At 64.2% G+C, this 17,498-nt stretch carries 18 protein-coding genes; 14 read left to right on the forward strand and 4 right to left on the reverse strand.

Annotated features, from left to right (window positions below; all coding sequences use genetic code 11):
- Window positions 1–24 precede the first annotated feature (24 nt).
- The gene (locus tag YY7_RS0114560) at window positions 25–1,104 is read right to left on the reverse strand and encodes a branched-chain amino acid aminotransferase (RefSeq protein ID WP_028163905.1); all 1,080 of its coding nucleotides are present in this window, start codon (window positions 1,102–1,104) and stop codon (window positions 25–27) included.
- Window positions 1,105–1,429: 325 nt separating this feature from the next.
- On the opposite strand from YY7_RS0114560, the gene YY7_RS0114565 reads away from it, so the two are divergent.
- Genes YY7_RS0114565 through YY7_RS0114575 form a run of 3 tightly spaced genes read left to right on the forward strand, consistent with a single transcriptional unit; the run spans window position 1,430 to window position 4,119 of the window.
- Window positions 1,430–1,984, forward strand: coding sequence for a MarR family winged helix-turn-helix transcriptional regulator (locus tag YY7_RS0114565; RefSeq protein WP_028163906.1), 555 nt, complete (start codon window positions 1,430–1,432; stop codon window positions 1,982–1,984).
- A 41-nt stretch (window positions 1,985–2,025) separates the two neighbouring features.
- Entirely contained in the window at window positions 2,026–2,721 is a 696-nt protein-coding gene (locus YY7_RS0114570) for a response regulator (protein WP_035690117.1), read from the forward strand.
- Between the two features lie 12 nt (window positions 2,722–2,733).
- Complete coding sequence (locus YY7_RS0114575) at window positions 2,734–4,119, forward strand: ATP-binding protein (RefSeq protein WP_028163908.1); 1,386 nt, start codon at window positions 2,734–2,736, stop codon at window positions 4,117–4,119.
- A gap of 220 nt (window positions 4,120–4,339) precedes the next feature.
- On the opposite strand, the gene YY7_RS0114580 is transcribed toward YY7_RS0114575, so the two are convergent.
- A complete protein-coding gene (locus YY7_RS0114580; protein WP_028163909.1) occupies window positions 4,340–4,879 on the reverse strand; it encodes a DUF3617 domain-containing protein in 540 nt (179 codons plus the stop codon).
- Window positions 4,880–4,904: 25 nt separating this feature from the next.
- The gene (locus YY7_RS0114585) at window positions 4,905–5,195 is read right to left on the reverse strand and encodes a hypothetical protein (RefSeq protein ID WP_028163910.1); all 291 of its coding nucleotides are present in this window, start codon (window positions 5,193–5,195) and stop codon (window positions 4,905–4,907) included.
- 171 nt (window positions 5,196–5,366) lie between these two features.
- Here YY7_RS0114585 and YY7_RS0114590 point away from each other — a divergent pair, with 171 nt between their 5' ends.
- From YY7_RS0114590 to YY7_RS0114605, 4 genes are all read left to right on the forward strand, one after another.
- The gene (locus YY7_RS0114590) at window positions 5,367–5,837 is read left to right on the forward strand and encodes a hypothetical protein (protein ID WP_028163911.1); all 471 of its coding nucleotides are present in this window, start codon (window positions 5,367–5,369) and stop codon (window positions 5,835–5,837) included.
- 117 nt (window positions 5,838–5,954) lie between these two features.
- The gene (locus YY7_RS0114595; protein ID WP_028163912.1) at window positions 5,955–6,638 is read left to right on the forward strand and encodes a ribonuclease T2 family protein; all 684 of its coding nucleotides are present in this window, start codon (window positions 5,955–5,957) and stop codon (window positions 6,636–6,638) included.
- A 134-nt stretch (window positions 6,639–6,772) separates the two neighbouring features.
- The gene (locus YY7_RS0114600) at window positions 6,773–7,633 is read left to right on the forward strand and encodes a 23S rRNA (adenine(2030)-N(6))-methyltransferase RlmJ (protein ID WP_028163913.1); all 861 of its coding nucleotides are present in this window, start codon (window positions 6,773–6,775) and stop codon (window positions 7,631–7,633) included.
- Window positions 7,634–7,892: 259 nt separating this feature from the next.
- Window positions 7,893–8,108, forward strand: coding sequence for a cold-shock protein (locus YY7_RS0114605; protein ID WP_027581161.1), 216 nt, complete (start codon window positions 7,893–7,895; stop codon window positions 8,106–8,108).
- Between the two features lie 278 nt (window positions 8,109–8,386).
- Here the strand turns inward: YY7_RS0114605 and YY7_RS0114615 are convergent, their stop codons facing one another.
- Entirely contained in the window at window positions 8,387–9,001 is a 615-nt protein-coding gene (locus YY7_RS0114615) for an outer membrane protein (RefSeq protein ID WP_028163914.1), read from the reverse strand.
- Between the two features lie 226 nt (window positions 9,002–9,227).
- Here YY7_RS0114615 and uvrC point away from each other — a divergent pair, with 226 nt between their 5' ends.
- The 7 genes from uvrC (at window position 9,228) to YY7_RS0114650 (ending at window position 17,489) form a co-directional block, all read left to right on the forward strand.
- Complete coding sequence (uvrC, locus tag YY7_RS0114620) at window positions 9,228–11,309, forward strand: excinuclease ABC subunit UvrC (RefSeq protein ID WP_028163915.1); 2,082 nt, start codon at window positions 9,228–9,230, stop codon at window positions 11,307–11,309.
- Window positions 11,310–11,398: 89 nt separating this feature from the next.
- A complete protein-coding gene (gene pgsA, locus YY7_RS0114625) occupies window positions 11,399–12,013 on the forward strand; it encodes a CDP-diacylglycerol--glycerol-3-phosphate 3-phosphatidyltransferase (protein WP_028163916.1) in 615 nt (204 codons plus the stop codon).
- Window positions 12,010–12,261, forward strand: coding sequence for a molybdopterin converting factor subunit 1 (gene moaD, locus YY7_RS0114630; protein ID WP_028163917.1), 252 nt, complete (start codon window positions 12,010–12,012; stop codon window positions 12,259–12,261). Before pgsA ends, moaD begins: the two co-directional genes overlap by 4 nt.
- Window positions 12,262–12,269: 8 nt before the next feature.
- Window positions 12,270–12,737, forward strand: a complete 468-nt coding sequence (locus YY7_RS0114635) for a molybdenum cofactor biosynthesis protein MoaE (RefSeq protein WP_028163918.1) — start codon at window positions 12,270–12,272, stop codon at window positions 12,735–12,737.
- Window positions 12,737–13,705 carry a 50S ribosomal protein L3 N(5)-glutamine methyltransferase gene (gene prmB, locus YY7_RS0114640; protein WP_028163919.1) on the forward strand — a complete coding sequence of 323 codons (969 nt, stop codon included), beginning with the start codon at window positions 12,737–12,739 and terminating at the stop codon, window positions 13,703–13,705. The genes YY7_RS0114635 and prmB overlap by 1 nt, the downstream gene beginning before the upstream one ends.
- Before the next feature lie 152 nt (window positions 13,706–13,857).
- The gene (locus YY7_RS0114645) at window positions 13,858–15,204 is read left to right on the forward strand and encodes an aspartate aminotransferase family protein (RefSeq protein WP_028163920.1); all 1,347 of its coding nucleotides are present in this window, start codon (window positions 13,858–13,860) and stop codon (window positions 15,202–15,204) included.
- Between the two features lie 1,169 nt (window positions 15,205–16,373).
- Window positions 16,374–17,489 (forward strand): YihY/virulence factor BrkB family protein, encoded by a 1,116-nt coding sequence (locus YY7_RS0114650; protein ID WP_028163921.1) that lies wholly within the window; start codon window positions 16,374–16,376, stop codon window positions 17,487–17,489.
- Window positions 17,490–17,498 lie beyond the last annotated feature (9 nt).

Here is a 17,498-nt window from a genome sequence, read left to right on the forward strand (position 1 = left end):
GCGGCGGAATAATTCCGCCGCCGGTCACAGCACCTTTCTGATCCAGTTGTGCGGATCGGCCGCGCGACCATACTGGATGTCGACCAGTTGCTTCCGCAGCCCCATGGCGACAGGGCCGGCTGCACCGCCATTGATGAGAAACTCGCCCTTCGTGGAACACACCTTGCCGATCGGCGAGATGACGGCGGCCGTGCCGCAGGCGAAGGCCTCTTTCAGCTTTCCGCTGGCGGCATCCGCGCGCCACTGGTCGATCGTGTAGGTCTCCTCGCGCACGGGCGTACCGGCATCCTTCGCGAGCGCGATGATCGAATCCCTGGTGATGCCCGGCAGGATCGTGCCGAGCGGCGGCGTCAGCAGCGAACCGTCGTCGAACACGAAGAAAACGTTCATGCCGCCGAGTTCCTCGATATAGCGGCGCTCGATCGCATCGAGGAAAACCACCTGATCGCAGCCGTGTTCGATGGCCTCGGCCTGCGCCCGCAGGCTCGCGGCGTAATTGCCGCCACACTTGACGGCACCGGTGCCGCCGATCGCAGCGCGCGTGTAGTGCTCCGACACCCAGATCGACACCGGCGCGGGCCCGCCCTTGAAATAGGAGCCGACCGGCGAGGCGATGACGGCGAAGATGTACTCCGCTGATGGCTTCACGCCGAGGAAGACCTCGCTCGCGATCATGAAGGGCCGCAGATAGAGACTACCCTCGCCGCCTGGAATCCAGGCGCGGTCGATGCGCACGAGCTGTTCGACCGCTTCGATGAACACGGGCTCGGGCAGCGGCGCCATGGCCATGCGCTCAGCCGAATTCCAGAAGCGGCGGGCATTGGCGTCGGGGCGGAACAGGTTCACGCCGCCATCGTCGCGCTTGTAGGCCTTGAGGCCTTCGAAAATCTCCTGCGCGTAGTGCATGACGGCGGCGGCCGGATCGAGCGGAAAATTCGCGCGGGATTCGACGCGCGCGCCATGCCAGCCCTTCGCCTGATTGTAGCGAACGATAGCCATGTGATCGGTGAAAATCCGGCCGAAGCCCGGGTCCACGAGCCTTGCCGCGCGCTCCTTGTCGGAGGTCGCATTCGCCGCAGGCTGGATTTCGAATTTCAAACTCATACCCTTGCTTCCCGCTGTCGGAATCCGCGCGATTGCTGGCGCCGGTCTCGCCGGGCCTAACTGGCTTAGTCGGCCTGGACTTCACCGCCAGCCTTACGGCCGGTTTCCATGGCGTCATGTCCGAAAGGACATGCTTTTGCCGGATGCTGAAGTCCAGTATGTTTTGTCGAAATGCCGCTCGACAATCACACGGTAGTCCCAATTTGCGGCCCAAGCCTCCATCACTGGTCTGCTCGTGGCCGATCTAAACTTTGCCAGGGACGAAACGATTTAAAATTTCGTCGTGACTGGCAGTTTTGTAACATTGAACCCAAGATACGTCAATATGGCTGACATAAATTTCTCAACGGCAGCAGCGCAGCCCGATTCTCCGGGAACGGACGTATCCGCCCCCGGGCCGCGGACGGGCGATTTGCGCTGGGACATCATCGAGCTCCTGTTCTTCGCCTATCGCGACTTCGTCGGCGATGCCGATCAGGAGCTGGAGGCGTTCGGCTTCGGCCGCGCCCACCACCGGGTGATGCACTTCGTCACGCGCTATCCCGGGCTCAAGGTCGCCGACCTTCTCGACGTCCTGCGCATCACCAAGCAATCGCTCGGCCGCGTGCTGAAGCAATTGCTCGACGAAGGCTACATCCTGCAGAAGACCGGCAGCAATGACCGGCGGCAGCGGCTGCTTTACGCCACCGCCAAGGGCGAAGCGCTGGTGGCCAAGCTGGCGGGACTGCAGACCGACCGCATCAACCGTGCGGTCGCCGGCCTCGATCCGGGCGGCGTCGAGACCGTGCGGGCGTTCCTCCGTGCGATGATCGACCGCGACGACCCCGACAAGGTGCTGGAGACGATCTTCGGCGGCGCGGCCAAGAAGACGAGGGAGTGAAGGTGACGCAGGGAGCAACCATTGCCGCGGCGACGGCACGCATGCCGATGAAACCGGCCGACGACGCGCCGCACCTGCTGCTGGTCGATGACGACCGCCGCATCCGCGATCTTCTCTCGCGCTTCCTCTGCGGCGAAGGCTACCGCGTCACGACCGCCATGAGCGCCAGCGACGCGCGTGCCAAACTGCTCGGGCTCAATTTCGACCTGCTGATCCTTGATGTGATGATGCCCGGCGAGAACGGCTTCGATCTCGCGCGCTTCATCCGTTCGTCCTCGTCGGTGCCGATCATCATGCTCACCGCGCGCCACGAGGCGGAAGCACGCATCGAGGGCCTGCAGATCGGCGCCGACGACTATGTGGCAAAGCCGTTCGAGCCGCGCGAACTGGTGCTGCGGATCGGCAACATCCTCAAGCGGACCGCGCCGCCGCCGGCGCAGACGCTGGAGCAGATCGCCTTCGGCCCCTACGTCTTCCATCTCGACCGCGGCGAATTGCGGCAGGGCGAGGAGATCATCCATCTGACCGACCGCGAGCGGGACATGCTGCGCATCCTCGCCGCGAGCCCCGGCGAAACCGTGCCGCGCGGCGCGCTGACCGGAGGCGGCACCGTCAACGAGCGCGCCGTCGACGTGCAGATCAACCGCCTGCGCCGCAAGATCGAGCGCGATCCCGCCAATCCCTTGTTCCTGCAGGCGGTGCGCGGCATCGGCTATCGCCTGGTGGCCTCGCCTTAAGCCTTATCCGCCATGAGCACGATCGACACGGGCCTGAGCCTGATCCGCAACGCCTCGCAGCGCGTCTCCAGAGCCAATGGCCGGATGGGAAACGCGTTCAAGAGCTGGATGCCGACCGGCCTCTATGCCCGCGCGCTACTGATCATGATCGTGCCGATGGTGGTGCTGCAGACCGTGGTGGCCTTCGTGTTCATGGAACGGCACTGGAACACGGTGACGCGCCGACTCTCCACCGCTGTGGTGCAGGACATCGCCGCCCTCATCGACGTCTACAAGACCTATCCGCAGGACAAGGACCGCGCGCAGGTGCGCCGGATCGCGCAGCGGCTCCAGCTCGTGGTCGATTTCCTGCCTCCCGGCGACATGCCGCCACCCGGGCCGAAGCCGTTCTTTTCGCTGCTCGACCAGTCGCTGTCGGTGCAGCTCGGCCGCCAGATCGGCCGTCCGTTCTGGATCGACACCGTCGGCAGGTCCAACCTGGTCGAGATCCGCGTGCAACTCGACGACGCGATCATGCGCATCTTCGCGCTGCGCAGCGCCGCCTATGCATCGAATTCGGAAATCTTCATCTTCTGGATGCTCGGCACCTCCACGATCCTTTTGATTGTCGCGGTGCTGTTCCTGCGCAACCAGATCAAGCCGATCCTGCGTTTGGCGGACGCCGCCGAAAGCTTCGGCAAGGGCCGGGAGGCACCGAATTTCCGGCCGCGCGGCGCGCGCGAGGTGCGGCGTGCGGCGCACGCCTTCCTGGAGATGAAGGCGCGCATCGAGCGCACGATCGAGCAGCGCACCGCGATGCTCGCCGGCGTCTCGCACGATCTGCGCACCATCCTGACCCGCTTCAAGCTGGAGCTCGCGCTGCTCGGCGAAGGCCCCGAGATCGACGCCATGCGCAAGGACGTCGACGAGATGTCGATGATGCTGGAGGACTATCTCGCCTTCGCCCGCGGCGACTCCGGCGAGGTCGCACAGCCGACCGACATGACGATGGCGCTGGAGGAATTGCGCAACGACGCCGAACGCCACGGCCATACCGCGACCGTCGCCTTCCACGGATTGCCTGTCGTGACGGTGAAGCCGGCCTCGTTCAAGCGCTGCCTCGGCAATCTCGTCTCCAATGCGGCGCGGCACGCCAACGCGATCTCGATCACCGGCCACCGCGACCACCGCTATCTCACGGTCACCGTCGATGACGACGGCCCGGGCATTCCGGCTGATATGCGCGAGGAGGTGTTCAAGCCGTTCCTGCGGCTCGACGACGCCCGCAATCAGGACGAGGGCGGCACCGGCCTCGGACTGGCCATCGCCCGCGACATCGCCCGCTCGCATGGCGGCGACATCATGCTCGGCGACAGCCCGATGGGCGGCCTCCGCGCGACGGTGAGAGTGCCGGTGTAACAATTCTTCCCTTCTCCCCTTGTGGGAGAAGGTGGCGCGAAGCGCCGGATGAGGGGTTCTTTCCACGGGCGGTGGTGTTCGTGGAGAGAACCCCTCACCCAAGCGAGCCCGCTGCAAGTAGCTAAGCAGCCCTCTCCCACAAGGGGAGAGGGCACGACAATTGGCATCACAAGGCTGAGCTAGCTCGGACGCTTGAAGCGCATGCGGCTACGAAAAGAACTTACTTCGGCAGCTTGGGAATCATGCCCTTCAGCTTTTCCATGTCCTTGATGTTCATCTTCATGCCGCCGGCCATGATGATGTCACCGGGCTTCTGGTCCGCCTTGCAGGGGCCGAGCCATTTAGCTTCGATCGTGCCGGTAGTATCGTGCGCCGCACCGGTCGAGCCGCGATCGGCGTGCGAGGTCGTCTTGACCGTGTAGGCGGAGTTGAAGTCGCCGGTGATCTCGGCATGCGAGGTCACCGTGACGCCGGCGACGCCGCACACGGAATCGCTGACATAGCCGGTCGCGGTCTTCTGGATATCCTGCTTGGAGCAGATATCCTTCGCCATCGGCGAGACCGCCGTGCTCATGTCCTTGTCGGTGGTCTCGTCGGTGCAATGCTGCATCGTCATTTCGGGCGTGGTCGAGCCCGTGCGCGCGATCTTCATCTCCCACAGGCCCGCCTTGCGGACCGGCAGATCGACGGCGCCGGCCGTCCCGGGCAGCAGCGCAGCCAGGCCGATGGCCGATCCGAGCAGAACGAAATATCGCGTCATGCGGCGATGCCGGTACCGGTGCCGATCAATAAAGCGTGCGCAGCGGCCGCTCGGCGGCGCCCCAAGGCACCCAGCGGCACGAGAAGGAGACGTAGCCACCCTCATAGGGCTGCACCGCGAGGAATTTCACCACCTTGCCGTAGGAAGCGCAGTGATCGACCGCGAGCTGGCGGGCGTCCGCCTGCTGGGCCAGCGAATAGGCAATTATGCCGCCGGTATCGTTGCCCTTGAACGGGGGCACCCAGTCGGCCTGGGCCGGTGCAACGGCCAGCATTGCGCCTGCGGCAACCATGCCAGCGGCCAGAATTTTTCGCATCTGCAGACTCTCCTCAAATCCTTGGGCGGCACCATAAAGTGCGCGGGCGACCGTGAAAAGAATCGTGGGCCGGAGATTTGCGGAGTTCTCCGCCAGTGTTGCCGCGTTGCACTTGACCTCGCCCGGCCTTCACGGCACCGTCCGGCGCATTGGATTGTCCGGCGGATTCTCATGCGCAACTCTGTTCGTTCCTCGACCAAAACTGGCCTCTGCGCCGCATTCGGCCTGCTGGTTGGCCTGTTGGCGTCCGCCCAGACCGCCCACGCCGCCAATCCGCTCGAGCTGAATTTCTGGCTGTCCGGACCGAAGTACGAAGGACGGGTGGCCCCCTGCGAGGCAGCGCTGCAGACCATCGCGTCTCAGTTCCAGGAAAAAGAGAGCCAATTCTGGAATTCCCCGTTGGTGATCACCGGCTATTCGCGCATCCACGAGACTGCCTTCCGTCCCTGGCAGTCCGACAACATCCCGCGCCGCTACTGTTCGGGCGACGCGGTGTTGAGCGACGGCAAGGTACGCACCGTGCATTTCTCGATCATCGAGGATGGCGGATTTGCCAGCATCGGCCAGGGCGTCGAATGGTGCGTGGTCGGACTGGACCGCAACTGGGCCTATAATCCCGCCTGCAAGTCGGCCCGGCCCTGATCCTTAGGGCTGGTGTGGCGACGCTTGTTCTCAAGCAATGCGTCGCATCACACTTTGTTCTTGAAATGTTCGGTCTCCCTGCTAGGCTCGCCCGCGGTCGAGTGTGAGGGGTGCTTGATGTTTCGATTGGCCTTGGTTTCCCGCCTGCTGATTTCCGTCCTTGCCTTTTTTGCCGTGATCGGCCCGGTCAGCGCCCAGCACCGCCGACAAAACGCGCCGGGCGAGTTCGATTTCTACGTGCTTGCGCTGTCCTGGTCGCCGTCGTTCTGCGAAGCCGCCTCCGAGCGCGGCGATGGCAGGCGGGCGCAGGTCCAATGCGGCGGACGCCCCTACTCCTTCGTGGTGCATGGGCTCTGGCCGCAATATGAGCGCGGCTTTCCGGAATATTGCCAGCGGCCCGCGCCACGCCTTGCCCGCAATGTCATGAGCTCGATGCTCGACCTGATGCCGGCGCCCGGGCTGATCTACAACGAATGGGACAAGCACGGCACCTGCTCGGGCCTCCCCGCACGCGCCTATTTCGAGAGCATCCGCAAGGCCCGCGCGGCGGTGAAGATCCCTGAGGAATTCCTGCAATTGTCGGAGCCGAAGACGGTCGCACCCGGCGAAATCGAGGAAGCCTTCATCAAGGCCAATCCGGGCCTCAGCAGCTCGGCAATCTCGGTCACCTGCGACAGCAAGCGACTCAGCGAGGTCAGGATCTGCATGAGCAAGGACATGCAGTTCCGTGCCTGCGAGGAAACCGATCGCCGCGCCTGCCGCCGAGACCAGGTGGTGATGCCGCCGATCCGGGGCGGTTAGACAGTCTCTCCATCGTCATGCCCGGGCTTGCCCCAGGCATCCAGGCCCCTCGTGACAGCGGCGACCGCGTGGATGGCCGGGACAAGCCCGGCCATGACGAGTAGAAGTGCGGTGTACAGACCAGCAGATATCTCATGAACTACCGTCACGCCTTTCACGCCGGCGGCTTTGCCGACGTCATCAAGCACATCGTGCTGGTGCGAATCCTGCTCTATCTGCAGGAAAAGCCGGCGGCGCTCCGCCTCATCGACACCCATGCCGGCGCCGGCCTCTATGATCTCACCTCCGACGAGGCACGGCGCGGCGGCGAATGGCTGACCGGAATCGCGCGCGTGATGCAGGCGCGATTCTCGAACGAAGCGCTGCCGCTGGTACTGCCTTATCTCGACATTGTGAGAGCCTTCAGCCCGCCGGGCGAACTGAAGGCCTACCCGGGCTCGCCCTTGATCGCACGGGCGCTGCTTCGACCCCAGGATCGCCTCACCGCTTGCGAGCTCGAGCCGGAGGCGCGCAGACGCCTGATCGACGCGCTGCGCCGCGACGCCCAGGCGCGGGTGGTCGACCTCGATGGCTGGACCGCGCTGCCGGCCTTCGTCCCGCCGAAAGAAAGGCGCGGCCTGGTCCTGATCGACCCGCCCTTTGAAGCCAAGGACGAGTTCGAGCGGCTGGCGCAAGGCTTTTCGGAGGCGTTCGCCAAATGGCCGACCGGCAGCTATCTGCTGTGGTATCCGGTCAAAAGCCGTCACGTGACCGACGATCTCGCACGGCATGTCGCTTTCGAGACAGGCAACAGCAAGCCGGCCGGCAAATGCCTGCGACTCGAATTCAGCGTCGCGCCTCGCGAAGCCGAGAGCGGACTGGTCTCGACCGGGCTCTTGATCGTCAATCCGCCCTGGACGCTTGCCGGCGAACTCAGAATGATCCTGCCCGAGCTAGAAAAGCCCTTGGGCCAAGGCGGCGCCGGCCGATTCAGGCTGGAGACGCCCAAACCTTAACCAACGCCGTTGCTGAAAACTCCCACTCGACCATAGGCAACTTGCCCGGAACCGTATTATGCTTGTCACGTTAGGACTGGCTTTACGTTCCGCTTCCGCGAATGGTTGCGGCGGAGTGACGAGGCCGAAGAAAAATCCAGGCGGGTCGGTGGCGTGACACAGGTCCGCTGAGGTGGCCAAGCTTCCGGCAGCGAATGTCCGGTCACCCGCTACGTGAGTTGCGCGTAGCGGCGGTGCAATGCGGGGGAGGAGTTTCCCGATGGCCATGACTGGGACAGTCAAATTCTTCAATGGAGAGCGCGGCTACGGCTTCATCAAGCCTGACGACGGCGGCCGCGATGTGTTCGTTCACATCACCGCAGTCGAACGCGCAGGACTAAAGGATTTGACCGAAGGACAGCGTATTACGTTCGACGTCGAACCAGACAAGAAGGGCAAAGGCCCCAAGGCGGTCAATCTGGTGATTTCATCGTGAGCTCTTGCGCTCACGCTGAAGCGGACTGAAGTCTCGGGTAACGATTTGCCGGGCGGCGCCCCGCTCGCACAGGCATGTGCGCGATCTCGCGCGGCAGCTCGGCATAAAAAAATTCCGGCCGCCTGCGACGGCCGGAAGGTTGTCGTCGATCGTTTTCTTATTCTTCGAAGTGATTGGTTAGAGCGTTTTCGAGCGAAGTGGACACCGGTTCGCGTGAAGAAAACGCGTCAAAACTAGAATCTAGAGCCTCGGTTCTGATTCGATCAGAACCGAAAACTCTAGAAGTGATAGTTCACGCCGGCACGGATGACGCCGAAATGGTAGCCGTTCGACGCGCCGGTGATGATGAAGTTGCTGCTGGCGAGATCGACATAGAGATATTCGAGCTTGGCGCTCCAGTTCGGTGCAAAGGCCATCTCGGCGCCAAGGCCGGCGGTCCAGCCGACATTGGTCTGGGACTCCGACAGGCCGAAAGTCTCGGCCCGCAGTTCGCCGAACGCCAGGCCGGCGGTAGCGTAGAAGAGCACGTTCTGGAATGCGTAGCCGCCGCGGCCGCGGATGGTGCCGAACCAGGGATTCGAGAACTTCCACGGCGCAAAGGTTTCTTCCGCGCCGGTGGCCTGGATGTCGCCTTCGGCGCCGAACACCCACGGGCCGTTGGTCCAGTTGTAGCCGATCTGCGCGCCGCCCGCGAAACCCGACGGCTTGGTCGGGTTGTTATTTACGCCACCCCAGGCATAGCCGAAATTGCCGCCGAGATAGGGCCCTGCCCAGCTCATGGCGTTGAGCGGCTGGTTGACGGTATAGGGCCCGCGATAATCGGCCGCTGCTGACGACGTCGTCCATCCCCCGACCAACAGCGCCAGCAGGCGCAAGACGACAAACCGCTTCATCGCAACCACTCCAGAACGCAACAGCCGCGACCTGCCGGTTGCGAAGGCCGGCGTGGTTACGGAATTCACTCGTTTTTCGGGAAGATTTATCGAAAGTTTTAAGTTAAAGCCTTGTTAAGGGCGGTTACCGCCCCCTCATCAATCTTAATGAAGCGTTACCGGCGCAAGGCTTTCCACTCGGAGCCCGATGCTGGCGATGGCGGCCGGCAGCGCCTAGTTTAGGCCCATGGATCACGATTCTACTGACCATCCGAAGGCGTCCGTGCCCAAGGGAGCGCGCCACAGCGGAAACCCAGACTTGCCGCCGCAGGACCTCGCGCTCGTCACCGGCGACGTCGATCCGGCGACGTTGGCCGCGGAGGAGGACGAGGACGCGCGGCTGCCCGAGGTTCCCGAGGAACCGGCGGAGGCCGTCGCCGAAGGTACGCTCGCGGTCGGCCATGCCGCGATCGAGAATGCGGTGCGGCTCGCCCCGACCTCGCCGGGCGTCTACCGCATGCTCAACGCGGCCAACGACGTGCTGTATGTCGGCAAAGCGAAGAACGTCCGCAAACGGCTTTCGTCGTATGCCCGGCCCAACGCGCCGCTGCCGGCGCGCATCCTGCGCATGATCGCGGCGACGGTGAATGTCGAGATCGTCTCGACCACCACCGAGACCGAGGCGCTGCTGCTCGAGGCCAACCTCATCAAGCAGCTCCGGCCGCGCTTCAACGTGCAGCTACGCGACGACAAATCGTTTCCCTACATCCTGATCACGGGCGACCATTGGGCGCCGCAGATCCTCAAGCATCGCGGCGCGCAGACGCGGCCCGGGCGCTATTTCGGCCCGTTCGCCTCCGCCGGCGCCGTCAACCGCACCATCACGGCGCTGCAGCGCGCGTTCCTGATCCGCTCCTGCACCGACGGCTTCTTCGAGAGCCGCACCCGCCCCTGCCTGCTCTACCAGATCCGCCGCTGCTCCGGTCCCTGCACCGGCGAGATCGATTTCCCCGGCTATGGCGAATTGGTGCGCGAGGCGACCGAGTTTCTGTCGGGCCGCAGCCATGCGGTGAAGCAGGAGCTTGCCGGCGAAATGGAGAAGGCTTCCGCCGAACTCGAATTCGAGACCGCCGCGCTCTACCGCGATCGCCTCGCCGCGCTGTCGGCGATCCAGTCGCAGCAGGGCATCAACCCGCGCACGGTGGAGGAAGCCGACGTGTTCGCCATCCATCAGGAGGGCGGCTATTCCTGCGTCGAGGTATTCTTCTTCCGCACCGGCCAGAATTGGGGCAACCGCGCCTATTTCCCGCGCGCGGAAAAATCGTTCACGCCGGAGGAGGTGCTCTCCTCCTTCCTCGCGCAGTTCTACGACGACAAGCCGCCGCCGAAGCTCATTTTGCTCTCGCACGAGGTCGAGGACGCCGAGCTGCTCGCCGACGCGCTGTCGGTCAAGGCGGGTCGCAAGGTGGAGGTTTCAGTTCCCAAGCGCGGCGAGAAGAAAGAGCTGGTCACCCATGCGCTGACCAATGCCCGCGAGGCGCTCGGCCGCAAGCTCGCGGACACCGCGACCCAAGGCCGGCTGCTCGAAGGCATGGCCACGACGCTCGGCCTGCCCCAGGCGCCGAAGCGCATCGAGGTCTACGACAACAGCCACATCCAGGGCACCAACGCGGTCGGCGCCATGATCGTGGCGGGTCCCGACGGGTTCATGAAGAACCAGTACCGCAAGTTCAACATCAAGTCGGAAGGGCTTACGCCTGGCGACGACTACGCGATGATGCGCGAGGTGCTGGAACGGCGCTTCAAGCGGCTGCTGAAGCCCGCCGAGGGCGAGGACGCCAAGGTCAAGGCTGACGACGATTCCTTCCCGCAATGGCCGGACCTCGTCATCATCGACGGCGGCCGTGGGCAGCTGAACGCGGTGAAGGAGATTTTCGACCAGTTCGGGCTGACCCAGGTATCGCTGATGGCGGTGGCCAAGGGGCCGGACCGCGACGCCGGCCGCGAAACGCTGTTCATGCCCGATCGCGAGGCCATCAAGCTGGAGCCGCGCGATCCCGTGCTGTATTTCATCCAGCGGCTGCGCGACGAGGCGCACCGGTTCGTGATCGGCTCGCACCGCAAGCTGCGCAAGAAGGACATCCGTGAGGCCGGCTTACAGGAAATTCCCGGTATCGGCCCCTCGCGCAAGCGCGCGCTGCTGCATCATTTCGGAACACTGAAGGAGATCGAGCGCGCCTCGATCGCCGACCTTGGCAAGGTTCCCGGTGTCAGCGCCGAGAGTGCGCGGAAGATCTTCGAGTTTTTCCACTCCCAGCCGGGGGGCTAGAGAGATGGAGTCATCAAGGCGTCGCCTGCAGCGGACCATCTTATGCGCCCACGGTTGACCTCGACGCTTCAGCGGTATTGGTAAGACGGATGAACATGGCGACCACAAGGGGACAGCCCAAGACCCTGTCCCTCCCGAATATCCTGACCTACGCCCGCATCGCCGCCATCCCGGTGGTGGTCGGCTGCATCTATGTGCAGGCGATCATGGACGGCCCGCTCTGGCTGCGCTGGGTGGCGGTCGCGATCTTTATTGCCGCCGGGATCACCGATTACCTCGACGGCTATTATGCCCGGATCTGGAACCAGCAGTCGGCGTTCGGCCGGATGCTGGACCCGATCGCCGACAAGCTCCTGGTTGCCTCCTGCCTGCTGATGCTGGCCGCGGACGGCATCATCCACGGCTGGACGCTGTGGGCGGCGATCGTGATCCTCTGCCGCGAGATCCTGGTGTCGGGCCTGCGCGAATACCTCGCCGGCCTGCGCGTCAGCGTTCCCGTGACCAAGCTCGCCAAATGGAAGACCACGGTGCAGCTCGTCGCGATCGGCTTCCTGCTGGCGGGCGAGGCCGGCGATCAGGTGGTCCCGGTAGTGACGCTGATCGGGCTGGCGCTGCTGTGGATCTCCGCGATCGTCACGATCTACACCGGCTACGATTATTTCCGCGCCGGCATCCATCATCTCATCAAGGAGGATGAAGGATGAAGGTGAAATATTTCGCCTGGGTTCGCGAGCGCATCGGCAGGGCCGAGGAGACCATCGAGCCGCCGGCCGATATCCGCACCATTGGCGAGCTGATCGATTGGCTTGCCGGGCGCGACGAGGCCTCCGCCTATGCCTTCGAGAAGCCGAAGGTGATCCGCGCCGCGATCGACCACGCCCATGTCCAGCAGGACGCCGCGATATCGGGCGCGCGCGAGATCGCGTTCTTTCCGCCGATGACAGGCGGCTGAGCCACAGCATGACCGCGATTGCGACCATCCGCATCCAGGACGCCGATTTCGACATCGCGCAGGAGATTGCCGCGCTCGGCAAGGGCCGCACCGATATCGGCGCCGTTGTCAGCTTCAGTGGCATCTGCCGCGGCAGCGAGAACGGCGAGCCGATCGCGGCGCTGACGCTGGAGCATTATCCCGGCATGGCGGAAGCCGAGATCAGGCGTCACGCGGAAGAAGCCATGTCGCGCTGGCCGCTGTCCGGTCTTACCGTCATTCACCGCGTCGGCCGCATCAGGCCGGGCGAGAATATCGTGCTGGTGGTGACGGCATCGCAGCACCGGCAGGCCGCGTTCCAGGCCGCCGAATTCCTGATGGACTACCTGAAAACCAGCGCGCCGTTCTGGAAGCGCGAGGAAAGCGCGCGGGGATCGAGCTGGATCGAGGCGCGCGACCATGATGACGCGGCAGCCGCGCGCTGGACCAAATCCTGATGGCCAAGCGTCCCACGCCGGCCGCCAAGCGCGGCCGATCTGCAGCGAAGTCCCCCAAGGTTGCCGCGGGCGAGCTCAAGACGCTGCTCGATTTCGTCCGCTATGCGGTGAGCCGCTTCACCGAGTCAAAGCTCGTGTTCGCGCACGGCACCACCGATCCGGTGGCCGAGGCCGCTTTCCTGGTCTGCGAAACCCTGCACCTGCATCCCGATCAGTTCGATCAGTTCGCCGGCGCACGCGTCACCGCGCATGAGGGCAAGCGGATCCTCGACCTGATCGAGCGCCGCATCGCGACGCGGAAGCCGGCCGCCTATCTCGTCAACAAGATCTACATGCGCGGCCTGCCCTTCTATGTCGACGAGCGCACCATCGTGCCGCGCTCCTTCATCGGCGAACTGCTGGATTCGCATTTCGGCGGCGACGAGGAAGGTGGCTCGCTGATCGACGATCCCTTGTCCGTCGTGACCGTGCTCGACCTCTGCACCGGCTCCGGATGCCTTGCGATCCTCGCCAGCCGCAGCTTCCCGAATGCCGACATCGACGCGGTCGATGTCTCGAAGGACGCGCTGGCGGTCGCCGCGCGCAACGTCCGGGATTATGGACTCGAGGATCGGCTGACGCTGCACCAGGGCGACCTGTTCAAACCGCTCGTGGGCAGGCGTTACGATCTCATCATCTCCAATCCGCCCTATGTCGATGCGCTCGGCATGGCCTCGCTGCCGCGCGAATGCCGAGCCGAGCCGAAACTTGCCTTCGACGGCGGCGCCGACGGGCTCGACATCGTCAGGCGCATCCTCGACGAGGCGCCGCAGCATCTGACTCCGGAAGGTGGGCTGCTCTGCGAGATCGGCCGCGGGCGCGAGGTCCTGGAAGCCGCCTATCCGCAATTGCCGCTGCTCTGGCTCGATACCGAGGATTCCGAAGGCGAAGTGTTCTGGATCAGTGCATCCGATCTCTCGTCGGTTTGACGCTTTTCTTCGCAACGAGTGTCCGCTTCGCGCGATGACGCCGCGTGACGCAGTGCAACGCGGCTGAAATATCGCAGCTCGCGCCGTTCACCTCGCCCAGCGAAGCTGGTACTTTCAAGGCAAATCAGCTCACCGCCATCAACGAGGCCCCCATGCTGGACAAGAGCCCCCGCTCCGCCGCCGTCAACGTTCCCAACGATCTCGCCGCGCATTGGATGCCGTTCACCGCCAACCGCGCGTTCAAGAAGCAGCCGCGGCTGCTCGCCGGCTCCAAGGATATGCACTATTTCACCGTCGACGGCCGCCAGATCATCGACGCTGCCGCCGGCATGTGGTGCTGCAACGCCGGCCATGGCCGCACCCAGATTGCCGAAGCGATCGCCAAGCAGGCGGCGGCGATGGACTACGCGCCACCGTTCCAGTTCGGCATCCCGCAAGCCTTCGAGCTTGCCAGCCGCATCGCCGACCTGGCGCCCGAAGGACTCGACAACGTGTTCTTCTGCAATTCGGGCTCGGAAGCGGCCGACACCGCGCTGAAGATCGCGCTGGCCTATCACCAGATCAGCGGCCAGGGCAGCCGCATCCGCCTGATCGGCCGCGAACGCGGCTATCACGGCGTCGGCTTCGGCGGCACCTCCGTCGGCGGCATCGTCGGCAACCGCAAGCTGTTCGGCTCGCTGCTCACCGGCGTCGATCATCTGCCGGCGACCTATGACCGCGAGAAGCAGGCCTTCACCAAGGGCGAGCCGGACTATGGCGTTCATTTCGCCGATGAGCTGGAGCGCCTCGTCAACCTGCACGGCGCCAACACGATTGCCGCCGTGATCGTCGAGCCGATGGCCGGCTCGACCGGCGTGCTGCCGGCGCCGAAGGGTTATCTGAAGCGGCTGCGCGAGATCACCGAGAAACATGGCATTCTCCTGATCTTCGACGAGGTCATCACCGGCTATGGCCGGCTCGGCTTTGCCTTCGCTGCTGAGCGCTATGGCGTGACGCCCGACATGATCACCTTCGCCAAGGGCATCACCAATGGCGCGGCTCCAATGGGCGGCGTGATCGTGCGCGGCGCCATCCACGACGCCTTCATGAATGGCCCTGAGCACGTGGTCGAGCTGACCCATGGCTACACCTATTCGGCCCATCCGCTGGCCTGCGCCGCCGGCCTTGCGACGCTCGACATCTATCGCGAGGAGAAGCTGTTCGAACGCGCAAGCAAGCTCGAGCCGAAATTCGCCGACGCCGTGATGTCGCTGCGCGACCAGCCGAACGTGGTCGATATCCGCACCGTCGGCCTCACCGCCGGCATCGATCTCGCCCCGATCGCGGATGGCCCCGGCAAGCGCGGCTTCGCCGCACTCAACAGCGCCTTCCACGACAACGACCTGATGCTGCGGATCGCCGGCGACTCGCTGTGCCTGACGCCGCCCTTGATCGTCAGCGAGGATCAGATCGGCGAGATCGTCGACAAGGTCGGCAAGATCATCCGCGCGGTGGCGTAGCGTTCGATTTTGCTGGACCCTCATCCTGAGAGTCTGACTCTGAGGAGCGCGGAACGCGCGTCTCGAAGGATGAGGCCCCGACAGTGGCCTCGCCCTTCGAGACGACCGCTGCGCGGTCTCCTCAGGGTGAGGCGATAGGTTGGAATGCGCTTTGCTCGCAATGAAGCAGGCGAGTTCTGTTTCAAATGTCAAACAACTCTCCGCTGTCATCGTCCGGCTTGACCGGACGATCCAGTATTCCAGAGACGGCAGTGCTTGAGCCGAGAGGCCGCCGGATACTGGATGCCCCGCCTTCGCGGGGCATGACGGTGGCGTTGGGGATGCGCGTTCGCATTCTCGCGGCGAGTCACGCCCGAGCTTTGCTTCACTTTTCCACCCTCATTGAACAGAGGGCGCAGGGAAAGCCGGGTGCTGGTTGCACCCGCGGGTCCCGTGCAACAAAAGCACGGGGGTAGGACCACAGGTTCAACCGAAGCATTCCGGCTTTCCCTGCGCGATGGTGTTACGGTTTCCTTCGTGCTCTCCTTGGTGACCGGGCTTTCTTGCCACCATCGCCTCTCGCGCGGATTTCTTCGCGCAAAAAAACTTAGCGCCAGCGTCGGGGCGCCAGGACCACACGACTTCGCCGTCCGTGAATGCCACGCTCGTCAGTCGTGACACTCCCGTCCACCGCATCTCACCGCAACGTTCGTGACGATCGCGACCCGCCCCTCATTCGCGTGAGACGCGCGGAGTTAAATCACTGATTTGCCCGACGGTGGAAGCGGAATGTTTTTCGCGCGAGGGCTGGACGGGGCAAATCTGGTTGATTGACTTAAGGAAATTCGCGCGAACTGTACGACGCCGTCATGCCCGGGCAAAAGCGCGAAGCGCGTCTTCGCGCAGATGTCCCGGGCATCCACGACCTTTGCTAAGGGCGGAGAGGAACGTGGATGGCCGGGACAAGCCCGGCCATGACGGAGGAGAGGATTGCGCAATGCGTCCCTCCGTCATTCCGGGGCGTCCGAAGGACGAGCCCGGAATCCATCCAACCGCATAGCACGCGGCGAAATGGATTCCGGGTTCGCGCTATGCGAGCTCGGAATGACGACGGAGCGGCGCCTTCCGGAACATTCAAATCCGGCTCACGTTCATCCGAACCAGGGACAACTCCTCGCTGGAGAAATCCGATGTCCGACGCGCGCCCCGGACAGGGCGAGAATTGGCTCTTGATCGCGGCGACGACGATCCTGCTCCTTCTCGTCCATCGCTTTCTTCAGCCCGATCCGAAGCCCGCGCCCGCCCACAACGCTATAGACCCGGCGAGAGCGCCGGGCCGTTTCGCCCGCGAACTGGCCCAACCCGGCAGGGGACGCCGGGCGGAGAGCCCGCTCCAGATCCCGCTCGCGGGCTGGAAGGACATCCTGTGGCGCTGCTATCAGCGCATCAATGACGACCGCCTGCTCGCCACCGCCGCAGGCGTCGTGTTCTACGGCCTCTTGGCGGTGTTCCCGACCATCACCGCGCTGGTCTCGTTTTACGGGCTCTATGCCGATCCTTCGACCATCACCAGGAATCTTCAGACATTGGCGCTAATGCTGCCGGAAGGCTCGTTCCAGATCGTGCAGGATCAGATCGGCCGGGTGCTCGCGAAAGGTACCGGAGAATTGGGGGCGACCTTCCTGTTCGGGCTGGCGCTCGCGGTCTGGAGCGCCAATGCCGGAATGAAGGCCGTGATCGATGCGCTCAATGTCGCCTATGACGAGCGCGAGACACGCGGCTTCATTCGATTGAACCTGATCTCGCTCGCCCTCACCCTCAGCGCCATCGCAGCCCTCCTGGTGATGGTGAGCGCGGTGGTCGTACTTCCCCTGCTGCTCGATCGTCTTGGGCTGAAGCCCGAAAGCCAGCTTCTCGTCAGCCTTGGGCGATGGCCGCTGCTGTTCCTGATCCTGGCGGCCGGGCTCGCGGTGCTCTACCGGTATGGACCGAGCCGCCGCGCGCCGCGTTGGGAATGGCTCAGCATCGGGACGCTGGCTTCCGCGCTGCTCTGGATCGCCGGCTCAGCGGCGCTGTCCTGGTATCTATCGAATTTCGGAAACTACACGGCTACCTATGGATCGCTTGGCGCGGCCATCGGGCTGATGATGTGGATGTGGATGTCGACCAGCATCATGTTGCTGGGTGCGGAGCTGAATGCGGAGATCGAGCACCAGACCGCGGTAGACACAACCATAGGCCGCCCGAAGCCGCTTGGCACCCGCAAGGCCGAGGTCGCCGACACGGTTGGACCGGCGGTTTCGTAAGCCTCCCAA

It is taken from the genome of Bradyrhizobium elkanii WSM2783, from assembly GCF_000472865.1.
Classification (GTDB): Bacteria; Pseudomonadota; Alphaproteobacteria; order Rhizobiales; family Xanthobacteraceae; genus Bradyrhizobium; species Bradyrhizobium elkanii_A.